This is a genomic window from Agarilytica rhodophyticola, from assembly GCF_002157225.2.
GTDB lineage: Bacteria > Pseudomonadota > Gammaproteobacteria > Pseudomonadales > Cellvibrionaceae > Agarilytica > Agarilytica rhodophyticola.
The window spans coordinates 3496259-3522737 of record NZ_CP020038.1 but is presented as its reverse complement, the minus strand read 5'-3'; the positions used below and the strand labels follow the sequence as shown (position 1 = coordinate 3522737).

Here is a 26479-nt window from a genome sequence, read left to right as displayed (position 1 = left end):
AAAATAAAAATTAAAAACGTACAGCCACACCGAAACGAAATGTCCTTGGTGCTTGAAAGGATGTGGGAATACCGTAACGAATATCAGCGACGCCGGGTGCGGTTTCAGCATTCTCAAAAACTTCTAACTCGGCTTGAGCGTCAAAGAGGTTGAACACATCGGCTCTTAATTCTATATTCGCAGCGCCCCAAGCCAACGAGTAAATCGCCGCAAAGTCTACACTTGAAACCCAACTGGTTCTCCCCCTACTTCCTCGAGGTGTTCGAAATAGCACATCATCCGCAGTACCAACATTACCATCGATACCGGGACTTGTAAGATAGTATGTTTGACCATAGGCAGGCGTCCCGTTGGGGTGGCCTGTGCCAAATGAGTTAATGGGTCGACCAGATTGCAATAGCATATTCAACCCAAGGGTTAAATTCTCTGTTGCCTGCAAGCTGCCAAATATTTTAAATTGATGAGTCCGGTCGTTAGGCAAACGACCAAAGGCACCGTCAGTGAGTTCAGGGAAATCAAAATCCGTGGTAATCCCTGCGTCATCTTGGCCATTGTCCGATTTAACATAGCCTTCGGTATTACCTTTGCTACTAGACCATAAGTAGTTTGCACTGATTGTCAAGCGATCAAAACTCCGTTGTGTGCTGAATTCCAATCCCTCATACTCCCTCCTAGCACGAGGATAATTGAGGATATCAGCAGAAAATGTTGTTTGCACAACATCACCACTGTTATTTAGGTAGGGTATTGTAATGCTTGACCCGGGATTCGCCAGCACATAATGATTGCCACCATCCAGAGGTAAGCCCAGTGCTTCTATAGCATGATCTAGAATCACGTCGTCGATATGGCTTTTAAGTTCACGCTTGATATATTTAACACCCACTAGCCAATCTTCGATTTCCCTCTCGTAACCTAAAATAAGTTCGTCTTGATGCATAGGGTCGATATCTCTATCGGCCAATTCCGCACTATTTGGTACGACTCCATTCGCCGTTACTAGCACTGAGCCAATTTCTTGAGTAGTCGGTAGGCCAGTATTGGCATCTCGCGAAACAGGTGCAAAGGTGTTAGCTTCAAATTGTCCATCAAAGATAAAAAAACGTTGATTGTCAAACTCATTACCCGAAAGCCTTACATTTGTGTTGGCAGCGACAGGTAGAAAGTAACGTCCCCAGTGTGCGTAAACCCGTGATGAACCATCTCCATTAGGGTCCCACGAGGCGCTCAATCGTGGCGCCAATTGCTCATCAATTTCAATAAAGGTATCACCATTGGAGTTTAAGTTTTCAAAAGTTTCGTTACGCAAACCTGCAGAAACGGTCCAATTATCATTAATCACCCATGTATCTTCGATATACCAAGCACTTGCTTTAGTTTCGAAAGCACCGCCAACCTCGCGAATACGATAGCGTACAACAGTAACATTCGAACCGTCACCGTTAATATCGGGAACAATCCCCCCATTTGCCAACTGGGAACCCACAGCAGCATCAAAATATCGATAGAAAACACCGCCATCTTGCCTCAAAGCACTACCTGAATAAGTCTGCAAGGAGTCTGACTCGTTATCTTCGTTATCCACACCAAAAGCAAGGGTGTGCCCTCCTCCTATTTCCCATTCAAAGTCCACTCTTAATGCTTCACGCTTATCTCCACCAATTTCAGCAACGGCATTGGTTTCACAGCCAGGACGAGATGAAGTCGCCACAGCTCGAACATCCACTACCAGAGGACAAGTAATATCGGTAGAAGCTTGATTGGTAAGATTGTATTCATTTTCACCCCACAATACTGAAAGGGAAAGGGAATCGCTGAGCTGACCATCGTAGCGCACGAGCATATTGTCGCCACCCCGCTCTTCATTGAATACGCCGACAAAATTGCCTCTTGATCGATTATCCACATCATATTCAAAAACACTATTCTCTCGAGTTCTTTCGTCACTAAATGCCACTAGAGTTAAGGCGTGATTATCCGTGATATTCCATACTAAGCTTCCTCCCCAAAAAGGCTCTTCTGTAACTCGGTCATTAAGCTCATCAGGCGTTCCACGTGTATTAAACTCTTCGCTGGTATCGGAATACTCATACAAAGCATAGAAAAAAAGTTTATCTTGGATAAGAGCACCACTCACATACAAGTCACTAACAAATATTGAGCGTTCATTTTCACTATTTAAATCGTATAGAGAGCCGTTATTACGTAATACATTTGAAGCATTTTCTCGTAACGCAGCTGGCTCATAGTAGGAAACCAAACCGTAATTAAAATCGTTGCTGCCCTTTTTGACGACAGCATTTAATACACCACCTAAGGAACGGCCAAACTCAGCCCCATAGCCACCACTTTTAATTTGAAATTGATCATAAAATTCAAAAGGAACGGAAGAACCACCTAAACCGTTGCGGAAATTGGTAACATTTAAACCGTCAATAAAATATGCATTTTCACCAACAGATGAACCAGAAAAGGAAACCAGGCTCTTATCTTCGCCAAAATCTGAATCACCTAAAACCGTTCCCGGGGCTAGTAACGCGACACTTTCAATTGTTCTTGGAACGGGTAATTTCGCCACTTCCTCTAAGCTAATATTAAGCGAAGATTCTGCGGTGCCGGTTTTTATAAGCTGCGTTGCATTTCCTACAACCAGAACCTCCTCCATCGCTCCTTCTTGCAAAACAATTCTGACCGGCGAACTTGTACCAATAGCGACGGATACTTTTTCGATAGTCACCGACTCGTACCCCGGACGAACGCTGCTGACCTTATAATCACCACCAGGTACGTTTATTTTAAAGCTACCGTTGGAGCCTGTAGATATAGTGCGTCGAAATCCTTTTTCTTCATTTGTAATGGTAACTTCAACACCGGAAACTTGGTTGCCGTTGGCGTCTACAAATCTACCATCGATCGAACCGTTAACATTGCTTGCGGCAAAGCTGTTAGTCGCCATAGAAAGTACAAAAGAAAACCCCAATAGTTTTCTCACAAAGTCTTTTTTGGATATATAAAAGTTAAAAATAAAACACCCAAAAAAATAAAAAAACACCGGTTTTCTTACCATAGAAACCCCCAATAAAAAAAATTTAATTAACATGATAATTTATATTGTATGAACGCATGCTGTGCGCAAGATAAAAACGTATAAAACTTTACGTTTTTAAAAGAATAAAAATCGACACCCTATAAACCTTTGAACGGTCGACAAGTGGTTACCCTCAAAAATAAAATTAATAGCTAAAAAGCCAAAAAATAAAATTGCAGACAAACTGTCGAATCAATAGATTTTAACGACAAAAAGCTATACAAAATGAGAACAAAAACCTAACGTGTCGTCATTATTCTCTTAACAATAAAAACAAAGAGTTATATCCAGATGTAAAAAAACTAGGCTTGTTATCTTTGAAAGAAAATTAAAAAAATGGCGGAGCGAAGCTAAAAATATTTCTATAGAGATAGCCAAGCACCAAAAGCGATCAAGAAATAATGATCAGCAACGATTAACGAATTTAAAATGGGCACACATGTTAGGAGAAGGGAATTATCATATAAAAATTTGGCGAGCCAATATGAGCACACTCAACATCCAAATCGATAGGTAACATGCTGAACATAGGAAAAAGCATATTTACCTCGTTAAAGCCTATAAGCTTAAATGATGCCGATAAGGGCTATAGAATTTAACATCATTGCCCAATACCTATATTCCCGATGTTGATATTTATTGCATCTGTAGCTCTAGATGCTTGGCCGTTTGTTTATACACTATTGTATCGGCAAGAATAGAATACCTAACGGCATAACTGAAATAAGTACTGACATTAAAAGCACTAATCAGGCACAGAAAAAATCCATCCATAAAGTAAGCGTTTAGGAGCTTATATATTTTTCGTAAAATAACCACGGTTACAAATATAGACAAGCACTAAGAGTGGGCATAATTACTGTTATCATATCAATACATTCGAGCATACAAACCACAAAGACAGGTGAAACGTATTAGTTTATCGCGACCTTGTCCTGGCTCGTATAAAAAGACTGTATACAGAGTTTTCTACCATATAGAAGTACTTTGCATCTCGACAATATGTCAGAAATATATAAACTTGTACACTTAATAGCCTTGATTTCATCTAAGAAGCACTTTAAGTTTTTGTTTGATAGCTTCTTACTATTGAGTAACCGAATGTTTTTGATATAGTGGATGACATAGAAATGTCATAAGAATAAAGTTTCATTCAAAATTATAGGAGCCTAACCATGGGAAGAACAAATAAACGTGATACATTGCTTGATACCGCAGAATTATTGTTCGAGAAGAATGGCTTTGTTGCAACAGGAATTAACCAGATCACTCAAGAAGCTGGGGTTGCACCGATGACGCTTTATAACAACTTTGCCAATAAAGAAGAATTGGTTGTTGCTACACTAAAGCGCAGGTCTGAAAGGTTGTTAAGTCAAATAGAAGAAAAAATTGGAAGCTGCCAAGAAAATCCTAAACAGTGTATCTTGTCGATTTTTGACATCATGGATACCTGGATACGCGAGGAGCAAGGCAAGCAGACAGGTTTTGCCGGCTGTACTTTTGTTAAAGCAGCCATTGAATTTGGCGATCGCTCTCACCCATCGAGAAAGACCGCCATTGACTATAAGCGTCGAGTTATCGATATCTTTGAAAGCAAAGCAGAGGCTATGGGCGAAGGCAATCCTCGTGAACTGGCGCTTAAGCTGCACTTGCTTATGGAAGGGGCAATAACTCAGGCGCAGTTATTAGATGATCCAGAAAGCCTCAAACGTGCTAAAGATATTGCCGAGGTCTGGCTCAATCACTAGCGTTAAACAGAACCAGTAAAAAAGCACTTTTTGAGCGGTAGCGCTGCAGCCCCTACCGCTCCTGCATCACTAGAATCGGAGATGACAATGCGAGGGACTGGGCGCGGCGCAGAGCGGCGGGCATCATCATACACTTCAATATGAGGAATCACCTTCTCTGCCAACGAACGAGGTATTCGCCCTCCCAGCACTATTGCTTCGGTATCCAAGATAGCGGACAACGCCGAGATAATAAGAGAGAACGCATCCTGCGTTCGGCTTATCCATTCATCGACTCCAGGCCATGTGGGGTCAAAGCGCGCTAACATATCTGACAAGCCATCTACATGGACACCATTTTGAATGAGTGTCCTACGCAGCAGATCTAAGGTAGGATGTAAATAAACATTGCTCGGCAAAATTAAGCCAACTTCACCACCATTGCCATGGCAACCCCGCAGCAGCTCGCCGTTTATAATCACTCCGCCACCAATACCTGCGGCGATGTAGAGATACACGAAATTGTTATAAACCCTACCCTGGCCCACTAGGCTTTCACCTACGGCCGCTGCGTTCGCATCATTCTCTACCCAAACAGGTAAACCAAATTGTTCGGATAAAACATCTTCAAGATCAACTAGAGCCCAATCATCCAATGCCAGTGGCGAATTGTAACGACCATGCCCACCTAAACAGTAGCCTGATATACCTAGGCCGATACCAAAAATTCTCTGCTGTGGGATATTAAATTTTTCAATGAAATCATCGAACAGAGCCTGAATCTTGGGAATAACCACACTGCGGGTCATGGATACCGTATCACAGTGAACTTCATCGAGCACAGCGCCAGAGAAATCCATAAGTGCGACCGAAAAAGCATCGGTCATCAATACGATACCAAAGCTATAGGCAAAGGTCGGTTCAACCCTTACGGTCATGCTAGGTTGCCCACGCCGCCCATTGGATACACGGCCACCAACAAATGCGCCGCGATCGAGTAGGCCTTTGACAATGCGTGAAACACTCTGCTGTGCGAGACCTGTTTTATGGGCAATATTAGGCTGCGATATTTCGCCACTGCGTAATACAACACCCAATACTGTTTTTTCACTTTCCGACGTCACAGGAAAGTTATTGTCAGAAAAAAAGGGCAACACCCGTTCGGTTTCTGTATTGTTAGTGATTCTATTGGAAATTCCCATTGGTAATGTGCCCTACCATGAATACAATTTTATCCAGACTGTTGGTGACTAACATTTTCATCCACATACTGCTTAGCTAATAGTATTGCGCCCTGTAAAGCCCCTTCTCCATCAAGCCCAGCGGGCACAATAACCTCTTGCAAGTTTAAGTTATTACTAGCCAAATCAATATACCCTGCTAGCAGTGAGGTTAATTCTTCGCGGATAATGGGGAAAAGCTGACGCTGATTCATCACTCCGCCCCCCAGAATAATGCGTTTGGGAGTAACACTGAGCAATAGATTCATGCAAAGTGCTGCAATATAGTAACCTTGGATTTTCCAGGCTTTGTGGTTTTTATCAAGCTCAACCGCCTTACACGCCCAGCGTTTTTCTATCGCAGGACCTGAAGCCAAGCCTTCAAAACATTGTCCACCATGAAAAGCACAAATACCGGGAAAATCCTGATCATCAGGGTGTCTTACCGCAAGCATATGACCAATTTCAGGATGTGAATATCCCTGGATCAGCCGACCTTTATTCATTAGCCCACCACCAATACCAGTACCAATGGTAATATAAGCCAGATCCTCAACGCCTTTGCCCGAACCGAAAGCCGCTTCACCTAAAAGTGCACAGTTTACATCTGTCTCTAATGCCACATCAGTATTAACCGTTTTGCTAATAGCCTTAACAATATCAAAACCCGCCCAACCTTTTTTGGGCGTTGCGGCAAGCTTACCGAAATCAGCCGATTGCCTAGAAATATTAATCGGACCAAAAGAACCTAAACCAATAGCCCGTAACGCACCATTCTCTTCAATCTGTTGCAAGAAAAATTCATTGACCTTCGCCAGTGTTTCTTGTGGCGAGGTTGTTGGGAAACTGACCTTTGCCAACAACTTATCAGGTGAAGGGCCTACTGCACATATAAATTTAGTACCTCCGGCTTCTACTGCACCAAACATATTTCTCTACGCCTTTATCAAATAATGTTTATCTAAAAATTGCATCCTGCCTGTATTCTAGAAATCTTAAACCTACAACTTAATTTGAGCAGCACATCCTTATAATCTAGTCAGTAGTTATCTATTAACTACAAGACCACCTCCAAACAGTAACTAACTGGTACGGCCGTAACGGTCGTCGTAACGAGTGATGTCATCTTCATCTAAAATATCCCCAATTTGAACTTCAATAAAATTCATGTCCTCGCTACCGATATTAGCAATACGATGCTTCGCACGTTGAGGAATAAACACAGACTCATTAGCACCTAACTGCATTTTCTTATCGTCCAAGGTAACTTCTGCTTGCCCCGAAACAATAATCCAGTGCTCAGCGCGATGCTCATGACTCTGTAGCGATAAAATTTGATCAGGTGTTACAGTGATTTTTTTAACAATATGTTTTTCACCCACATCGACGACCTGCCATGCTCCCCATGGTCGCGTATTACTATCACCTATGTTGTATTTAATATCTGACTCTTTCACAATTAAAACTCCTTATTATTAAGTAATTCAAATGCTCAATAACCTTGATAATTTAATGATACGTAACTTCCGCTAGACAACTTAGAAGCTATATATCCAACCAATACAACCAGATTGCCGCAGTCCAGGTAAAGTGATCACCACCTGTTCCAGCTCCAGTGAGAGGACAAAATGCCTCGTAAAAACCAGATTCTTTAACAAGTGCTCGCGTATCATCTAAAATTCTCTGTGCCCAAACAGATTGTCCGCATTCTTTTAAACCTAGCGCAGCCAAATAATTTACCACACTCCAAACCGGGCCACGCCAATAACGCATGGAATCAAATCTATCTGACTCTGGATCTAAACTGGGTATTAAGTATTTAACTTTACTAGCGATGCGATCGAGGTGCGCCAGCAAATATTCACGTTGCTCTTGGGAACCAACATCCGCATAAAATGCTAAAAAAGAGGCACTGGTAATATGACCCGATGGCAAACCGCTAATAAGATCTTTTGAACAAAATGCCTTTAACTGATCGTCCCATAGATAATTTATATTATTTCTTGTCAAAGCAATTCTTGTTTTTAACTCTTCAACAATAGCCGCCTCACCTAACTCTTCTGCAAGTAGCATCAGGTCGTGATCAGCTCTTGATAAAATCATCGTCATGCACACATCGATGACTTTAAAAGGACTTTCCTTAGCAATACGATCATGATCCCACTGCGTAGCTCGACCAAATTTCAGTAAAGTGATATAGCGATCATACTCCTCATCCAGCGGCCGCATATCTTTATTGACATGAGTAATGTCTTTACGTTGATAAGTTCCCACTTCTGACGTATCAATACGTCGCGCAGCCGCATCCCATTCAGGCGAATTATCTCGTCCGGTTTCCCACGGGTGTACAGTTAACACCAAGCCTTTATTTAAAGGATCGCGCGTGCGATAAAACCAGCGATGACAAGCCACTAATTTCGGGAAAATAGCTTGCAAGCGTGCTTTATTTGCACGCTTATCTCCACTCTTCCACAAAGCCAAAATCATACTGGCGGAAACAGGCGGCTGAGTGATGCCGGTACATTCTGGTGAAGTATTACTTTGCCAAACATCGGGCCCAGGAAAATAGTTAGGATCTTGCTTATGAAAGATAATATGGGGCACAAAACCACTTTGCCACTGGGAAGCAAACAATGTTTCAATTTCAAGCCAGGCACGATCTTCAGAATAGGTATTAAAACCAAGTGCACAAAACGCTGAATCCCAATTCCATTGATAAGGATACAGCCCCTTAGTAGGTACGGTGTAATTGCCTAAATCATTATCCTGCATTACTTCTCGTGCGCGAGAGTCTAAATCCACAGTCACATTCGCCTCTTTAAAATTTTATAATTTCACTTTCATCAATTTATTAACAACTAACCACTAGTTATTAGTTTTCTCTGGAGTCCACTAAAATAATACGAATATCATTGACATTAGTGCCTGTTGGCCCAGTCACAATTAGATCACCTAGCGCTCGAAAAAGCTCATAGCTATTATTAGTGGCCAAATATTCTTCAACATCAAGGCTTGCGTCTTTCGCTCGTGCCAATGATGTGGAATTAATATAACCGCCAGCATTATCTTGCGAGCCATCAATGCCATCACTGTCACACGCGATAGCTTCAACATCATAAGGGGTATCCAACGCTAGCATCAGGCCCATAAGATATTCTAAATTGGGACCACCCTTACCTTCTGAATTGCGTACTTCAACGGTTAATTCACCACCTGAAATCAAAGCATAAAGGCCGGGTGTTTTACATCGTATATTAATTTCTTGGGCATGCAGTCTACCGATCTCACTGGCATTTCCTTGCCAAGCATCACCAAGAATAATTGCCTGCCTGTCACTTCCATTGAGATTTTCAGCAATCACTCTTAGAGCATCCATATTTTTTGCAACAACATGCACATCTCCACCTGCGTCGCTGGCAGAGGAATTATTTAATATGGCTTGTTTCACTTGATTAGAGATAGCAATATTGTATTTCGCCAATATATCAAGTGCCTGTTTGCGACACTCTGCTGTATAGACTGTCGGCCCAGAAGCAATATCTGCAGGGTCATCTCCTACAACATCAGAAATAATATAAGTAGATAACCGTGCTGGACTGACACTTGATGCAAGCCTGCCACCTTTAATTTTGGAAAGGTTTTTTCTCACCAAGTTAATATCAGTAATTGAAGCACCACTTAATACTAGTGATTTGGTGATTGCTTTTTTTTCATCAAGAGTAATGCCCTCACAAGGGCTGCACAAAAGCGCCGAACCTCCACCTGAGACCAAAAATACAACATGGTCATCGGCAGTAGCGGTCATCGCTTTTTCTAAAATACGCTGTGAAGCTAAAATACTATTATTGTCGGGCACAGGATGGGAAGCTCTGATCACTTCCACCGCTCCGGTATCCACATTTTCACCATAGCCATAACGGGTAACAACGGCGCCCTCTACAGTGCCTGTTAGATGTTGTACTGCAACGGCGGCCATCTCCGCTGCCGCTTTACCCGCCCCTAGGACAATCGTTTTTCCTTTTGGCGTTGAAGCTATTGTTGATAAAGCATCCGGCAAGCTATTTTTAGGGTGACAACGTTGTGACCCTAATAAAAAAAGCTCTGTAAGCATTTGTTTCTGATTCATAATCTAAAGGCCTAAAGCAACACTAACAGCGATAATCACGATAAAATATACGATCAAACTGATACTAGTTTTCAACTTTCCTGTGAGGACTTCAGTCTGACTGTGATTTTCAACCTCCTCTATCAACTGCACACCCGTCTCATTATTAGATAAAGTTTGACTTACAATTAAAGCAAGTACAGACGTAACGACTAGACCAATAAAATTCCACCACATCCAAAACACCTGTGGAACAAATAGCCATAAGCAAACATTGACAAATAAACCCGCGAGCAATCCGATATTAACCGCTAGACCATTGACTTTTTTATTAAGTATGGCGATTAAAAACACCCCTAAAATAGGCCCGTAAAGTGCAGACCCTACCTTATTAATCGCCTCAATCACGGTCGGAGCAATATTGCCGGCAAAGGCAGACAATGTGAGTATTACTATCCCCCAGAAAAAAGCCACATAGCGAGAAAGCAGAACTTCTTGTTTCTGGTCTATGGCTTTTATATTAAGCATCGTCAAATCTTCCATAGTAACGGCCGAGAGCGAGTTAATTGTCGAACTTAAAGTCGACATCGCAGCAGCCAAAATAGCTACTAACAGAAGGCCTATAACACCATTAGGTAGATACTCGATAATAAATATAGGCATCATAAAATCTGGCCTATCTGCGGGTATTTGTTGCATAAAATCTGTGTGTAAAGTCGCAAGCACACCAATAACTAAACCGGCTGTACAATACAGTAAGGTAATTGGAAAACGTAAAAAGCCATTAAAGAATAATAACTTTCTAATATCGCCCAGGCTTTTCGCAGAGAGTGCTCTTTGGGCTTGCGTCTGATCGCATCCGTAGTAGGACGCGTACAAAACAAAACCGCCAAAAATCATCGGTAAAAAACCAAACTCATCTCCAGAAAACCCAAAGGAGGAAAAATCAACAGCATATAAACGCTCAGGATCAACCTCTTTAACAAATTCACCAAAACCGCCTAATTCGTTTAAAGCGAAAAAGATGCAAAGGGTTAAACCAAAAATAATGAGTATCATTTGTACCGCATCACCATAAACGACAGCCTTCATACCGCCTTGTAAAGAATAAATAATGGTGATAACACTGATCAATAATATTGACTGCCAAAATGGAATTCCCAACACCGCTTCAATAATAATTCCGGTGGCGTAGACCATAATACCGGTACTAAAGGAACGGGCAATCTGAAAAGCAACACTGATAAACAAACGTGTTGAGCGACCAAATCTTTTATCGAGATAATCATAAATGCTGACCACACCCGCGCGGTATAAGGCCGGCATAATGACGAACATAACCAAAATCATCGCCAACGGTACGGAAAATTCATACGTTAACCATTTTAGCCCCCCACCTTCTCTCAAACCGACGAAGCCAGGAGCCGAAATAAAACTAATCGCCGATAATTGAGTGGCCATTGTAGATAGTGTTAAAGGCATCCAGCCTAATGACTTACCACCTAAAAAATAATCTTCCTCGCTGGATTGATCACGCAGAAAAAAACCAAAAGCCAGCATTGCACCGAGGTAACCAACAACAATAAGATAGTCAAGAATATTCATTTATTTGTTCTTTTTTATATAGTTTCAGATATGCTCACTTAAACTTGCCTCAAAAGGAGGCAAACAATGTAAGTACAATTCTTCATTCGTTGGAAAAGCACAAAAGCATTATAAATATCGGAGGCAGGAGGCGCGACTATAAATATAACCCCCTGCACATGTCATATTAAAAACTATATGTTGCCCGGAATGTTATGCGACGCGGTAAGATAGGTCGCCCTACCGCAAAATCCCCTTGTGGACCTGTACCCGCTCTGGGGTTGCCTTCGGTAAGACCATCCTCATCGGTAAGATTAAATACAGAAAGACTCAAACGCAGCTCTTCGTCATCCGCCATGGCAATGGTATACCCGGCATCAGCACGCCAGAAACCAAAAGATTCTAGTTCTCGTGTATTGGCGTCGTTACCAAAGCTATCGCCACGATAACTGTAGGTGATACTTGAATCAATTGTGTCGTTATTAAAGATTAAACTAAAACCGCCGAGGATATTGGGTTGACGCGAGATTTCATTACCCTCATTTGGCCCTTCGGAAAACTCGTGATCGGCAAAAGTTAAATTGACATCCAAATCGAGGTAGTCGTTAAAACTAAAAGTACCACTGGCATCAATACCGGTAGTTTCAGTATCAGAAATAACCGTCACTGCAGTAAAGGTTCCATCGGCATTTTCCAACTGCTGGAAAGTTGTGTTATCACTCAATGTTAAATAATAGGCACCGATAGAACCATCAAAGATACCGGAAGAAAACTTCAAACCAATTTCAGCACGATCAATCGTTTCCTCTTCAAATTGATCTTCAACAAAACTCACAGGATCAGCGAGGCTTGACAAACTATTAACACGCCCAGGTAAGGTACGGGCTTGCGGCCAGAAAAAACCGCGAGAAATATTACCAAACACATTAAGCGAATCATTGATACGATAAAGACCAGCAACCGCAGCTGCCCACGCAGTGCCATCCACATCAAGGCGAGTAAAGCGTCCATTACCCACCGTATCTGTTTGCAGGTTAGGCAATACACTATCGCCATCTGGGATTGCGTAAAGGCTAGGATCGATGGCTGCACTGGTGGAGCCTTCAGAAAAATATTCTGCATCAAATTGCTCAAGGCGTATACCTAAGTCTAGGCTCCATCTATCTCCTTCTATTTGATCGGCAAAATAGGTGGCAATACGATTGGCGCTGCCGCCAGCGTTAACATGGCCACCGGAGCCGGCAAAACCATTAACAGAATAATGACGAGTTCCTGTCTCGATAACACCAGGGGTTGCTGAATTATCACCCGATACACTCAAGGTTAACAACCGAGGCCGATTATTAAATTCGCCGAGATAAAATAAACGGTGATTAAAATCATCCGCTTGTGCACGTGACAACCATAAACCACCGGTAAAGGTATGAGTAACACCACCTGTGTCAAAGGATTTACTAATATCAAACTGAGAAGTGTAATCTTGAGCTGGACGAATTCTATCCCAGCCTTGGGTACGATAAACAAGATCAGTATCGCTTAATTGTTCCCCTGTATCCAAGACCGCAAACGACGCATTATCATAACCATCAAGACCTTGTTGCTGTAAAAAAGCTTGTGTGGTTAATACATTATCACCACCGGCGGGAATAAAGAGATTGAAGTTATGGGTATATTTTGAGTATTTACTCTTAATACCAAGACTCCAGCCACTATCGTATTCTTTATTTAATTCAAAGGCCAAGGAACCGCCTTTGGTTTCAACACCGTCACCTAAACGCAATTCGCGCAAACCATTGGCAGTAGGATAAACAAAATTATCAAGCTGATCGGTCTGTATTGTTTGCACTTCATTGCCATCATTACCGCTCGCAAACTCATTACTATCGGCATCTAATGGCAAAGGCAAATAAAATTGAACCTTATCGTCAATAGCTTGGGCAAAGATAGTAAAAGAGCCTGAACCATCGTCAAATTCGTGTCTAAAGTTTCCCTTAAGCTGGAAGCCATCGGTTTCTAAACCTGTATCTATCGGGCCTTCGTCGTAACGATAATAACCTGAAAGCGCATAATAATTGTTGCCTTCGCCGTTGCCCACAGGGCCGCTGGTAGCAAAGTTTGTCGCCACACGATTATCTTGTGCGACTTCTAATTGCACCTTACTTTCAGCTTCATCTTTACCTTGTTTACTAATGTAATTAACGATACCAGCAACAGAACCTGGACCAAAAAGATTAGAAGCACCACCACGAATAAACTCCACCCGCTCAACACCTAAATCAGTGCGATGGTAAACATCGAATGCTGAAGAGTTAAGACCAAAGTAGCTAAACGTTGTAAAACCATCAAAGTTCAAAGGGGTATAGGCATATTGTCCACTGGCAGGTAAGCCTGGAACAAATAAATTGACCGCCACTTCACCGCCACCCCCTTCGGCAGAAATACCAGGAACGTTGCGTAACAAATCAGCGTTACTACTGGCCGCTAAGCGAGTAATATCTTCTTCATCGAATGAATTCACGGATGCTGGAGTATCAAAAGAAGATCGGGCAATAGCACCTACTCCCGTAACGATCACCTCTTCCACTTCTTGATCTGTGTTTGCCGATTGCTGCGCATATAACAATGGCGTCTGTGCAACGCCAATAAGTGATAAGCTGATAGCTAAACTAAGTTTATTGCGATTCATATGACTTCTCTCCAATACAATTATTATTCTAAGTATCTAAACACGTCACAGGACGGCGCAATCTTTCTACAACCCTCTTTTTATGCCCCAATAAAAAGTAAAATTAATTAGCTACTATTAACCTGGCAGCTAAATATATCGTCCTGATATATTTAGCCATCGTCCCTTAAAATACGGCGCCATTATGCGAAACGGCTTGATTTTAAGAGGCTCGCGCATATCTATCGACACGCGGCGGAGCTTCCATGCACCACTACTAATCCGACATATACTACCGCCGGATTAATAACGACCCACTAGCAAATAAATTAATGCCATATAACAAGACTATAATGGCTTGAGCAACATATGGGTTAGGCAACATATTCGTTGAACAATGTATTTTTATATGAGCCACTTAAACTAGAACAATATTGAGCACTTTTTTATTGTTATGTTTTATCTCTTAAGAGAGCACCCATCGCACATCAACACTTTTAAACAACTTTAGGCTTAAGGCGAATCAGATTACAGGCTAACTATAAATCAATAAGGCACCCAAATACAACTCATCATGAGTTTTATTTAGAGATAAATGTTGTTAAAAGCTCATTGATACGTGTAGAACCGCTATAAAAACCGTATAACCTTCAACCAAAACCGTTTAAAAAATATCATTTCAAGTTGAAATCACACCATAAATGTTATGATAAAGTATTGATTTATAAGAAGTTAGCACTCCACTATCTAAATATTAATCTTACATGGATACAAAATGGACTGATTGGTCATGCGCCGGGCATTATTACCATTAATACTACCAATAATGGGTTTTAATTGCGTTTTTAGCGGCCAAAAGCCTATCTGCCTTTTACATAAAGGTGAAAAACACAAAAGTGATAGTAGGCATTATGAAAACAGAGGTGTTTAAGAAGGGTTTGTCTTTGCGCTTAGCGGCTTAATATTTTGGCAATGCCAGTACCTAAGGTATTAATCATTTATCGGCGGGCATGTGAACTTATCCATTTTACTACAGGCTTATTTATTTTCTTGCTGGCCATAGCTGAGTCCTTCAGAGACCATTTGCAATAACTCTTCGTTTTGCCAAGGTTTAGTCATAAAAGAATATATCTTACCATCATTGACGGCTTGATTAATCGAACTAAACTCCACATCTCCGGTAATAATCATCCGCGTTGTCGATGGGCTTTTACGTGCAACTTTCGCCAAAAACTGAGCGCCATTTTCACCAGGCATGTGCATATCACAAAGCACTAAATCTATTTTGTTATTATTAATAACAAACTCACCCTCAATGGCATCGGCGACACTCATAACCACATGATTAAGTGGACGTAGAGCCCTGGTGAGAGAATTTAATACCTGCGGATCATCATCTACCACCAGAATATTTACTTTCGAATTAACATGAGTTGCCATAAGCATTTGTACCAAAATGTCGCTTAAAAAAAAGTAAAACTGTTTAATGCAAATGTTCATTGTCGTTTATTTGATAGGCCGTAACAGCATCTTCAATAAGCGCTACCAATTCGTCATCAAAACAGGGTTTATGAATACAGTGCCAACTCTCAGTAGCACTATTGCCATCTAAATTATCAAAGTTACTCAAATAGCCGCTTAACATGATTTTCACGGCATTAGGCTGCTGCTCATGGGCATGTAAAAGGAAATGATCACCAGACATTCCAGGCATGCGAAGATCAGAAATAATCACCGCGAAGTTTTTCTTGGCCAGTTGCTTGATTGCATCTTGACCGCTGTGAGCAATACTTATAGAAAATGGCTGTTTGCGAAAGAGCCTGGAGAATGCACGAGTAAGTAATTTATCATCATCAACATAAAGAATAGAGTCATTCATAATAATACCTGCATCTATATTTAACATGTAGAGACTAAAAGGGCTTGACACCAAAAAGCTCGTCAACCTGGAATCTATAATAAATACAAATGTCTTTAATGTCACAAATGTCATTATATTGTTTTTTTCTAGTTTCAGTGATTTACTGTAAAAATGTATTGGAAATTTTCACTTCAATACTATTAAAAACCTTATTGCAAACTAATTGACATTGGATATAGGGGTTAGCTATTAAAAATGACGGATAAGCAACAGCGAGTTCTAACAAGTGGCGAAGTAGCGAAGTACTGTAGTGTGCACCTTAGAACAGTCATACGGTGGATACAGCAAGGGGATTTAAAAGCATATAAGCTTCCGGGGAGAGGCAATAACCGTATTGAAGAAAAAGATTTTTTAGCGTTCTTAACATCTAATGGTATGCCGATACCCGATGACTTTCAGGTATCCAAACCTCGTATCCTAATAGTCGACGATGAAAAGGATATGGCAAAGTCGATTCAGCGTGTACTGCGTAAAGAAGATTACGATATTTATATGGCCCATGACGGCTTTGAAGCCGGAGCACAACTTGGCATACTCAAGCCGCAACTTATGACACTTGATTTGAGTATGCCCAAAATGAACGGTTTTAGTGTTCTAAAATTTGTACGTAATCAGAGTGAGTTTGACAATTTAAAAATTGTTGTTATATCAGCACTAGATAATAATCAGCTAAAAAAAGCAGAAAAAGCGGGAGCAAATGCTAGCCTTAGCAAGCCTTTTGATAATCAAACACTTATTAACACCGTAAAACAGCTGTTGGAGCCTGTTAACACTAATTAAAATATGCTCTCTGGCAAACATTTTTTCGCATAGCAAACAAGGCTGGTCAAATTGCTGTTAACACGCCCTAGGTAAATGAGGCACATAAGCGTCATAAGTTTAAAGAGCGATATGGTAACCTATATGATATTGCAGCAATACCCATGCTGTCACTTCTAGGGCATCAATCACAGCATTAGGCTTTGGATCAACAGGCACCTGCGGTAAATGATTAAGAGCAGTAGTAAAAGTTGAATATTTAACAGAGTTTCTGTCTGCGTTTGTGCCTGTATCAACACTTACATCAACTGACTCTATTTTTTGATAGACACTTTCGTACGCTTTTTTCTCAGCGTACACACTATTGCACATCATAGTAATAACAAGCAGCGTCGAGACGAGTATCTTTTTCATAAAGGTGACTTTTTCAGTATACGAATACACGAAACTATAGCTTGTACTTTATGAATCACAGCTGAATAGTTGTATTACATTAGGCTTTAGGAAAGCGCCCAAGATTTAAAACGGTCGATCAATCGCCTTACAAATAAATGATAACAACGGCGATACCGCAGTAAATGTTTTTTTAACTTCATTCATCCACGTTTTACTCATGGCCATTTCTGGCGTGCTGGTTTTCATGGCAAAAAAACTTTTGCGTTTAATATCCTCGATAAAAGGTAGATCTGCATCAAAACCTCGAGGAGGACGTTTAAGGCCTTCGCCACTTATGCCACCAAAGATCTTTACCAATTGTTTATCGTTACAAACCTTCTGCCACTCTTGAGGTTTTTCTCGAATACGATCTCGTATAGCATAAAGGGTCTCGCTATCGGGTGCCCAAATACCACCGCCATAAATCACTTCCTCAATCCCCAGGTGTACATAAAAAGCCGGCGTATGGACATCTTTAGCCGCACTGTGTAAAAAACGACAGGCAGTATGTTCTTTGTAGGGGGTATCATCTTTTGAGAATCTCGCATCTTTGTAAATACGAAATAATGAACCGCCATGGGCTTTGGGAATAGCTAGAAAATGAGGTGATATATCAGCCAAGGGTCCAGATATAGCCACAATAAAATCCAGCATAGGAGCGACAACATCCGTTTTATAACGAGGCTTATTTTCAGTAAACCATTCCTTATTATTGTTGTAACGTAACTCTTCTAAAAAACGAAAAAGCGAAGGATCAAAATGTTTGAATTTTGCAGTACTCATGAAGATCTCAAGTAAGTATCATTATAGGTTTTTTATCGCACAGGCGGGGTTTAAAAAGATGGCGCACGCTTATATGCACCATCTAGGATTCGCTAACACATATTTATAACCGCAAATTAATTATCACCATCGAGGAGATCGCCAATACCTCCTAGTATCGAGCCTTCACCTCGACGACTGCCACCAGCGCTTGGTGCATGTTGCAATATACGATCACATAAACGCGAAAATGGTAGGCTCTGAACCCATACCTTGCCCGGCCCTTTCAAGGTAGCGAGAAACATCCCTTCACCACCGAAAAACATACTCTTAAGCCCTGAGACCATTTCAATATCGTAATCGACGCTGGAGGTAAAACCTACTAAGCAACCGGTGTCTAAGCGCAGCGTCTCACCGGCGGAAAGATCTTTTTCCACCACAGAACCACAGGCATGTAAAAATGCCATGCCGTCACCGTTGAGCTTTTGCAAAATAAAACCTTCACCACCAAAAAAGCCTGTACCCAATCGGCGATTAAACGCAATACCCACACTTGTTCCTAAGGCTGCGGCTAAAAATGAGTCTTTCTGACACAGAATCTCTTCACCGATTTGCGCCATATTGACAGGAATAATGGTGCCAGGAAATGGTGCAGCAAATGCCACACGCTTTTTGCCACTGCCTGTATTGGTAAAGTGCGTCATAAATACCGACTCGCCAGTAACAACACGTCTGCCCACACCCATTAAGCGCCCAAAAAGGCCTTGATCAGGTTCCGAGCCATCGCCCATTTTAGCCTCAAAGGTGATACCGTGTTGCATATAGTTCATAGCACCTGCTTCTGCAATCACAGTCTCCTTTGGGTCTAGCTCCACCTCAACCATCTGCATATCGTGGCCAATAATTTCATAATCAACTTCATGACAGCGCATATTCTTTCCTTTTTGTCTTATATCTAATCGGTTCTGAGAGTATTTGAGTTTATCAACAACGCCCCCATATTCATTCTATCAGCGAATGATTTTTGTAGAGACATAATGTTCACACTCTTGTTTTAGAGTTCGGCCCCAATCAACACATTACTTTTTACACTAACATCGAGCAACTCAATACCTTCAATACGACATAAATATACGCCATATGGATACCCCTCTACCGCCAAAACGCACAAATGCATTAAGAGTTATGCTGGGCTTTGTGGCGCCCTATCGGCTGCCTATTGTTATCGCCCTGTGTGCCCTGCTATTTACCTCGGGCATCACATTATTTATGGGGCAAGGTGTTCGTCTGTTAATCGATGAGGGCTTTGCTACCAGCTCTCCAGAACTGTTGCGTCATTATATATTGATTTTCTTTGGACTTATTGGTGCTCTAGCATTGGGCACCTTCATGCGTTTCTACTGGGTAACCTGGTTAGGTGAACGTGTGGTGGCCGACATACGTAGAACAGTATTCAGCCACATTATTGATTTGCACCCTGAATTTTTTGATAGCAATCGGGGCTTAGAAATACAATCTCGTCTGACAGCTGACACCACCATCTTACAATCTGTCATCGGCTCGTCCATGTCGGTGGCTCTGCGCAATTTTATTATGATGATTGGCGGTGTGATTTGGTTATTTATTACCAACATCAAGCTTACGAGTATCGTTGTTATCTCACTCCCATTAGTCGTTGCCCCTATTGTTATTTTTGGTCGCCGGGTGCGAGGTCTATCACGCCAAAGTCAGGACAGAGTCGCCGACGTCGGCGCTTATGTTGGCGAACGCTTGACGCAAATTAAAACGGTTCAAGCGTACAACCATCAGTCCATTGATAAAGCCACATTTAGCGCACATGTGGAGGAGGCATTTAGTATTGCCAAGCAACGGATTGTACAACGCGCAATGTTGATTACTCTTGTTATTGTGCTGGTACTAGGGGCTATCGGTATGATGCTATGGGCAGGCGGCATGGACGTTATTAATGGCAATATCAGCGGTGGTGAATTAGCGGCATTTGTCTTTTACAGTATTATCGTTGGTTCCGCACTGGGCGCTATTAGTGAAGTTATCGGTGAGTTACAACGCGCCGCCGGGGCAAGTGAAAGAATTGTCGAACTGCTGGAGGCACAAAATAATATCACCGCACCGAAGGAACAGCAGGCCTTCTTGCCGCAAAGAGTCTCTGGACGCATACAGCTGGACGAGGTCAGCTTTCATTACCCCAGTAGACCAGAATACAATGCCATCGACCGATTAAGTTTGGATATTCATCCTGGAGAAACCCTGGCTATTGTCGGCCCCTCTGGCGCAGGTAAATCCACCTTATTCGACCTGCTACTGCGTTTTACCGATAGCAGTAGCGGCCGTATTTATTTAGAAGGTGAAGATATACGACAACTCGACCCGAAAGATCTTCGTAAGTGTTTCGCTTTTGTATCCCAACACCCTGCCCTGTTCTTCGGCTCGATCAAAGATAATTTAGCCTTCGGTCGACCTGAGGCAACGCAGGAACACATCGAAACTGCCGCCATAGCAGCCAATGCTCATGATTTTATTTCGCAACTACCGCAAGGCTACGACACTGATCTGGGCGATAGCGGCTTAGGGCTTTCTGGAGGTCAAAAACAAAGATTGGCAATCGCCAGGGCACTATTAGTAGATGCACCGATACTGTTGCTGGATGAAGCCACTAGTGCCCTCGACGCTCATAGCGAATATTTGGTGCAACAAGCCCTCGATCATTTAATGCAAGGCAGAACTACACTGGTTGTGGCACACCGTTTGGCCACCGTAAAAAATGCCGATCGCATTGCCGTCATGGACAAGGGAAAATTACTGGCCGTTGGCACCCATCATCACTTAATTAAAAGTAATGCTCTCTATAAACGACTAGCAGACTTACAATTTCAAAGTTAGTCATAAAACGCTGGGCACAACAAAACGTATTTATAATAAAATAGTGCAGACAAATCTGGATGTAACAAAAAGTATGCAGTAGCTATTTCCATCACATGCGATTCGATATTTTATTCCAGTTAAAGAAGTTCGGAGAAACGACGGTATTTTCGAACCTTTTCAAACAGCCGTATCGTCACAAATTCAAGACGAATCACCGGAAGGCTCTAAACCCCGCCAAAGCGATCAAAAATTAGCCGCACATAACATCAAAAAGATTTACCTAAACGATGCCATTTAAGTTGATCAGATATAAGTTATTTATTTAAATATCAGAAACGCAATACCTCTTTCGACAACATGTTAATTTAGGTAACACATTAAATATAATTATCTCTTTAATAATTTTTTCCTATTAACTGCAACGAACTACGATACTCTTCCGTACTTAAATACACATAGGGCATACAGTTCTTTGGGAGTTTTTAAAAGATTCGAGTAATTAATGCGCTGAAAATCGTCTGAAGAAGATTTTCACATGTATTTCTACACCTTTATTTTTCGAACTTGTATTTTATATTAAGGAAGTAATAAAAATGGCTTATCAAATATTTGATCCGGCAAATCCTAACAATTATCGCCAGGTAAATGCACCGGCGAATCCACCGTGGAATCACCAACCTATCGGCATTGTGAATCAAACTGGCGAAGTAGTTTACGGGCCATTGCAGCAACGTAATCAAATCGGTGCGGCTACGCCACAAATTCGACGCTATACCACCCAAGAGTATAAACTACGACGTAAATATTGTGACTCGGCACTGGGGATGCTTATGATCGACAACCCCCAGTTTACACAGGCTGCTCGCACCCGAGTGACGGAAGGCATTCGGCAGTTTGTAGCCAATATGCCACCGCCGCCACCACCAACACCGCCAGGAGCAACCTTTGCTCAAAAAATGCAACGTGTACATCACTTAGCGGCGCAGCCTTCATGGGGAGCGTTGGTTCCTGGTAGAAGAGGCCCCATCAACACGGTAATGCAAGCCGGTCGGCATTTAGGTAGCCCTACCAGCTTTGGTCGGCATTTTGGACCGGGATTTACCCCAGTAATACAAGCGCAGCCTATGGCAAATATTGCCCGTTGGATTCGGGTTATTAATGGTGACGATGTGCCAAGAAGTATGTCGCTTTATGATGTATTTTTTGAGATTTATGTCACCATAGAGAGCCGACGTCCTGGTTCCGCAGTATTAGACACCACACGAGATGAAGCACGCAGACGTGGCGTGCGTGAGGCTTGGTTCGATCAGGGCGGGCCGCGTGGCCGCGCTAATCGTAATCCCAAAGCTCCGACACATAGTATTCCAGGCATCATTCCCAACACACCAGGCATTGTTCCAGGAGCCAGTATGGCTCAGGGCATTGCCGCCTTACAACGTGCTGGTGTTGGCAACAATGGTTTAGGCAATTATCCAACTGCTCAAATGACGCGACGCCGTGGTATCGATATGTTTGCCGTTACAGGCGCCCTGCACACCCCCTATGCGCAAGGTTTAGCAAACAATCGCCTTAATTTCAGTGCCTCAGCCTCAGGTACAACAAGTACATTAATAGCATCGGCCATGTCATTTTTTCCAGGTATTCTTACTAATAATGAATTTTATAAGCAATATGTCATGGCCTGTGTAGCCTATCTTGTAGGTGGCGGCATGCACACCTGTCACGAAGTTTTTTACACCGCAGGTTTAGCCGGCACTGTTGCATATATTCCCGGCACTTATCTTAACATGTTACCTTTTTCGTTTAGAAATTCTCCTGCCTATACTCAATGGCGAAATGAATTTTGGGATGTGGTGAGGTAGCTGTGAGATAAAGGTAATTCGACTATTTATTTTACTCGACACTAGTGACTGCACAATAGTGGCTGCAGACACTGATAGCTGCGCAAACTTTTCAGTATCAAAAAATGTTTTGCGCAGCTACAGTCAAAGATATGTTAATTTTATACGCACAAAGACAATGTGCGCCAAAATGTTGATTCTAACAACTTTTTCATTCCGCACTTGATTAATTGAGCCATATCATCGTCGTATACTATGCCAGTAAAACTAAACAGATTCACTGTTTGCAATTTAAACAACGGGGTTAAGCAAAATAAAATAATAAGTGCCCCTTATACATGTAAGTTGACTATATGGCGCCAATTACTTTAAGCAATGTTTTCGGAGTAAGTTATACACTTCACATATTAACGGATAACGCCTCGGCAAATAGAGATCCACAACAATTTAACGATGAATTAAGTGCACTGCGTTTTCTCAACAATTTTAACCGGGAAGACAAATATTGGTTGACATTGGTATCTGAGTTTACTGTCAAGGGCTATATTACAAGTAACCAAAATCATCATATTCCGAAACATATATTGGCGCAGCTTATGGTTGCCGGCAAAATAAAATTTTATAAAAATATACACACAGGCATCCTTTCTATACCCATCGAACAGCGAATCGTTAAAAACAAAAAAGGCATAACTTTTATACTTTCTCATACAGATGAGAAAACACTTATCAGTAAGAAAAAGCCCAACGTTCTGACTACCCAAAAAAACACCGAAGAATTTGTTGATGAAGTTCTCTCAGATGACTCTCAGGTAGATCTAATTACCAATATCTTGTCTGTAGATAATGATATAAATAATACTTCACCAAATAAAACATATACACCTAAGCTCAAAACATCCCAAGTATCTACAGCAAATAATACCGTTAAACAAAAGCTGACGGAAAAAATATTAAACAAAGAAATTATTATACTCGAAGACAGCGAGCCGATTAAGCCCGATGAAAAACCTATAGTGCAAGATGGTGTATCAAACCTACCTGGGGTGCGCCCTCATGAACTTGCACCCGAGACTCAACCTGAAGATCCCAAGAAGATCAATATTACCCCCAAAATTGACTGTGAATACCTTTTAATATTGCAAGATAGAAATGTTAAACAAAAAAATGCAAGCAAAGACAATAAAATCTTAACTCAAGCCACACGAATTGAGCTTTCCCTAACTCAAGACAGCCCCTCACCTGTTTTTGACAAGGGGGCCAGGTTTGAAGTTTCAGGGGCAGGTAAAATAGAGCTTTTCGAAGATGAAAAACTTACCAAAGTACTGAATATAAAAAAAGTAATAGACAAAAAACATATCACTGGAGGTAAGAAGTTAGAAGTATGGTTGAAAGGTAAGACATCGGGAAAAATAACCTTAAAGCTTACAGCAGAAAAATCATCTAATAGTGACTTTATTATCAAGCCTCCAGCAACTCAGGAGATGGGGGTTGCTGAGTTGATCTTAGAAGTGTACAAAAATGACATATCAAAACTCAATAAAGTCAAAATAAACCCAAATGTTGATCCTATAGACGACTACCATAAAAAACTCAAAGATGAAAAAATTCCTGACCAAATTAAGTTATCCGATGATGATAAAGTCAATAAAGGCCGTGTTTTACATGTGCAGAATAATGCTAACCATGACCGGGGTAAAATCGTTCTTAAAAAACTGGAAAAATCACACCTACCGAAGGGGTGTGATGATTACGATATTATACTCAGTGAAAAAAACACATCGGGAAGCACGACAATCTTTGATCAACAAGAAAGTGGCAAAAAAGCCACCTTCCCGGTCAAAGTCAAATTAAAAGACTTATTGGTCGATAACAAAGAGTTTTGGGTTGAAGGTACCACCGCGTGTCAAAAACAAGGGGATGTGGTGCTTGACCTTGGCCTTGACCGAAAACAAGGTGGTTTAAGCAAAACCCCGAAAAGAAATGCTGATTTTGCTGTGTTCAGTCCGATCAAACTTGAAGATATTGCCCTTGACTATACACCGACCCCAGGTAAGGCTGCGGCCTGGGACGCAAGTAACAAACGCTACTACATCAATTTAGACAGTGTTCCCAAAGGTAGAAAAATCACACTTAAAGCCAAGCTTAGTACAAAAATTAAAGATATCGACGTGCACTTCATGTTAGCCGCGAATGCCAATAACAAGAAAGCCGCCAATTGGGGGGCAAAAGGTCTACCCAAGACCTGGAAGTGGGACAAAATAGACAGTGATGTTAAACATAAAGACAAAAATAAAGAAGACGATTTTTTACATCTTTGTGGGAAAACAGATAGCAATGGTGAAGTGTCGCAAGAGGTAGTACTCAGCCAATTTGGCGGCGATATATTTACACCCGCCTGCTATATCAACGAAGATCCCCATTTGGCTAAATATATACCAGGTCATACTGATTTAGCGAAGAGAAAACCTGTAAGTGCCAAGGACGCCATTAACGTGTGGCGAAAGTTTTGGTGCCAATATGTAAAAGTCGATGGCATTAACATGCCAAGCTTAGCGCCGGCAATACAACAATATGACAATGTCAAAGCCTTCATGGATGAAGCGCCAGAAATAAAAGTTTCTACACAGCAAGTTTCTAAGTTCAAGCCACAAGCGCTCTATCCAGAATACATGGTGCGAGTCAATGGCGGAACAGATAATGTATTGGTGGTATCAGAAAACAATAAAAAACATTTTTTTAAAGGCGATGGCCCAATAGCGGATACTCCCATAAAAATTCCTATTCTGGTATGTGATGCTCAATGGGATCCGGATGGCAAAACCAAAGCTAAGAGCGCGAAAGATTACGCAAATAAATTCCCGATAGATATTGAGACAGATAAACTTGTTATAGATCCCCCTCTCCAAGGTAGAAATCTATTAGTGAGTGGCAAATGGGTTGCAGCAGAAAAAGTAAGCTCTAAATATGTTAATGTCAGACGCGGTAAATTAGGGAAAGGAGATATTACAGTCAATCAAAAAAGAAAAAAATTAACAGAAGTGACGGTTAAAACCCCTAGCAAATTAAAAGGGATTAAACCCAATACTCACATATGGATAGAAGATTTGGTTATTCAAGGCGCTGCTGGCTATTTAGGCGAATCATTTATGAAACGTATTTTAGCCGTTTATAAGGCAAAAGGCACACAGTTAGAAAAAGAGGATTTTCAAAATACCATTGTACATGAAATCGGCCATGCTTTCAGACAAGTCGTTGAGGGTGACCCCGCTGGTGGAATTAAAGGCATTCCGCGACATCCGAATCAGAAAAATGCAAATAATCAAGGTAATCACTGCCGCTACCTAACTAACAAGTGCGTGATGTACGATGCAGGACCAATAAAAGGATCGCTTAACCGTTATTGTGATGTATGTCACCCGTATTTGCTTGTACAAGATATGTCAGACATAGTATGAATATGTTATGAGTAAAAACTCGCTCCAACGG

General features: G+C 41.5%; 18 protein-coding genes. 5 read left to right on the top strand and 13 right to left on the bottom strand.

The genetic code is table 11. The features are described from left to right. Positions 1–10: 10 nt before the first annotated feature. Positions 11–2992, bottom strand: a complete 2982-nt coding sequence (locus BVC89_RS14730; RefSeq protein WP_158657955.1) for a TonB-dependent receptor — start codon at positions 2990–2992, stop codon at positions 11–13. A gap of 1271 nt (positions 2993–4263) precedes the next feature. On the opposite strand from BVC89_RS14730, the gene BVC89_RS14725 reads away from it, so the two are divergent. Continuing rightward, positions 4264–4836: a TetR/AcrR family transcriptional regulator gene (locus tag BVC89_RS14725; protein WP_086931921.1), complete on the top strand. Its 573-nt coding sequence runs from the start codon at positions 4264–4266 to the stop codon at positions 4834–4836. Positions 4837–4838: 2 nt separating this feature from the next. On the opposite strand, the gene BVC89_RS14720 is transcribed toward BVC89_RS14725, so the two are convergent. The 9 genes from BVC89_RS14720 to BVC89_RS14680 all read right to left on the bottom strand — a co-directional run bounded on the left by BVC89_RS14720 (position 4839) and on the right by BVC89_RS14680 (position 16268). Further along, positions 4839–6017, bottom strand: coding sequence for an ROK family transcriptional regulator (locus BVC89_RS14720; protein WP_086931920.1), 1179 nt, complete (start codon positions 6015–6017; stop codon positions 4839–4841). Between the two features lie 29 nt (positions 6018–6046). Then, on the bottom strand, positions 6047–6964 hold the full coding sequence (locus BVC89_RS14715) for an ROK family protein (RefSeq protein WP_086931919.1): 918 nt from the start codon (positions 6962–6964) through the stop codon (positions 6047–6049). A gap of 153 nt (positions 6965–7117) precedes the next feature. Then, positions 7118–7492: a phosphomannose isomerase type II C-terminal cupin domain gene (locus BVC89_RS14710; RefSeq protein ID WP_158657954.1), complete on the bottom strand. Its 375-nt coding sequence runs from the start codon at positions 7490–7492 to the stop codon at positions 7118–7120. Between the two features lie 88 nt (positions 7493–7580). After that, positions 7581–8837: an MGH1-like glycoside hydrolase domain-containing protein gene (locus tag BVC89_RS14705; protein ID WP_216824981.1), complete on the bottom strand. Its 1257-nt coding sequence runs from the start codon at positions 8835–8837 to the stop codon at positions 7581–7583. A gap of 70 nt (positions 8838–8907) precedes the next feature. Further along, entirely contained in the window at positions 8908–10161 is a 1254-nt protein-coding gene (locus BVC89_RS14700; protein ID WP_086931916.1) for a glycerate kinase type-2 family protein, read from the bottom strand. 3 nt (positions 10162–10164) lie between these two features. Next, positions 10165–11745 (bottom strand): sodium:solute symporter family transporter, encoded by a 1581-nt coding sequence (locus BVC89_RS14695; protein ID WP_086931915.1) that lies wholly within the window; start codon positions 11743–11745, stop codon positions 10165–10167. Positions 11746–11911: 166 nt separating this feature from the next. Beyond that, positions 11912–14410, bottom strand: coding sequence for a TonB-dependent receptor (locus BVC89_RS14690; protein WP_086931914.1), 2499 nt, complete (start codon positions 14408–14410; stop codon positions 11912–11914). 1017 nt (positions 14411–15427) lie between these two features. Then, positions 15428–15829, bottom strand: a complete 402-nt coding sequence (locus BVC89_RS14685) for a response regulator (protein ID WP_158657953.1) — start codon at positions 15827–15829, stop codon at positions 15428–15430. A gap of 43 nt (positions 15830–15872) precedes the next feature. Continuing rightward, positions 15873–16268, bottom strand: coding sequence for a response regulator (locus BVC89_RS14680; RefSeq protein ID WP_158657952.1), 396 nt, complete (start codon positions 16266–16268; stop codon positions 15873–15875). Between the two features lie 237 nt (positions 16269–16505). Between BVC89_RS14680 and BVC89_RS14675 the strand changes: the two genes are divergently transcribed. Beyond that, positions 16506–17090, top strand: coding sequence for a response regulator (locus BVC89_RS14675; protein WP_086931911.1), 585 nt, complete (start codon positions 16506–16508; stop codon positions 17088–17090). A gap of 99 nt (positions 17091–17189) precedes the next feature. On the opposite strand, the gene BVC89_RS14670 is transcribed toward BVC89_RS14675, so the two are convergent. The 3 genes from BVC89_RS14670 to BVC89_RS14660 all read right to left on the bottom strand — a co-directional run bounded on the left by BVC89_RS14670 (position 17190) and on the right by BVC89_RS14660 (position 19198). Beyond that, on the bottom strand, positions 17190–17483 hold the full coding sequence (locus BVC89_RS14670; RefSeq protein ID WP_158657951.1) for a hypothetical protein: 294 nt from the start codon (positions 17481–17483) through the stop codon (positions 17190–17192). A gap of 105 nt (positions 17484–17588) precedes the next feature. Then, complete coding sequence (locus BVC89_RS14665) at positions 17589–18287, bottom strand: DUF2461 domain-containing protein (RefSeq protein WP_086931909.1); 699 nt, start codon at positions 18285–18287, stop codon at positions 17589–17591. A 116-nt stretch (positions 18288–18403) separates the two neighbouring features. After that, positions 18404–19198 carry a TIGR00266 family protein gene (locus tag BVC89_RS14660; RefSeq protein WP_086931908.1) on the bottom strand — a complete coding sequence of 265 codons (795 nt, stop codon included), beginning with the start codon at positions 19196–19198 and terminating at the stop codon, positions 18404–18406. 208 nt (positions 19199–19406) lie between these two features. Between BVC89_RS14660 and BVC89_RS14655 the strand changes: the two genes are divergently transcribed. The 3 genes from BVC89_RS14655 to BVC89_RS14645 all read left to right on the top strand — a co-directional run bounded on the left by BVC89_RS14655 (position 19407) and on the right by BVC89_RS14645 (position 26448). Continuing rightward, a complete protein-coding gene (locus BVC89_RS14655; RefSeq protein WP_086931907.1) occupies positions 19407–21167 on the top strand; it encodes an ABC transporter transmembrane domain-containing protein in 1761 nt (586 codons plus the stop codon). 575 nt (positions 21168–21742) lie between these two features. Further along, positions 21743–23011 carry a hypothetical protein gene (locus tag BVC89_RS14650; RefSeq protein ID WP_086931906.1) on the top strand — a complete coding sequence of 423 codons (1269 nt, stop codon included), beginning with the start codon at positions 21743–21745 and terminating at the stop codon, positions 23009–23011. A 332-nt stretch (positions 23012–23343) separates the two neighbouring features. Further along, entirely contained in the window at positions 23344–26448 is a 3105-nt protein-coding gene (locus tag BVC89_RS14645; RefSeq protein ID WP_086931905.1) for a hypothetical protein, read from the top strand. Positions 26449–26479: the final 31 nt, after the last annotated feature.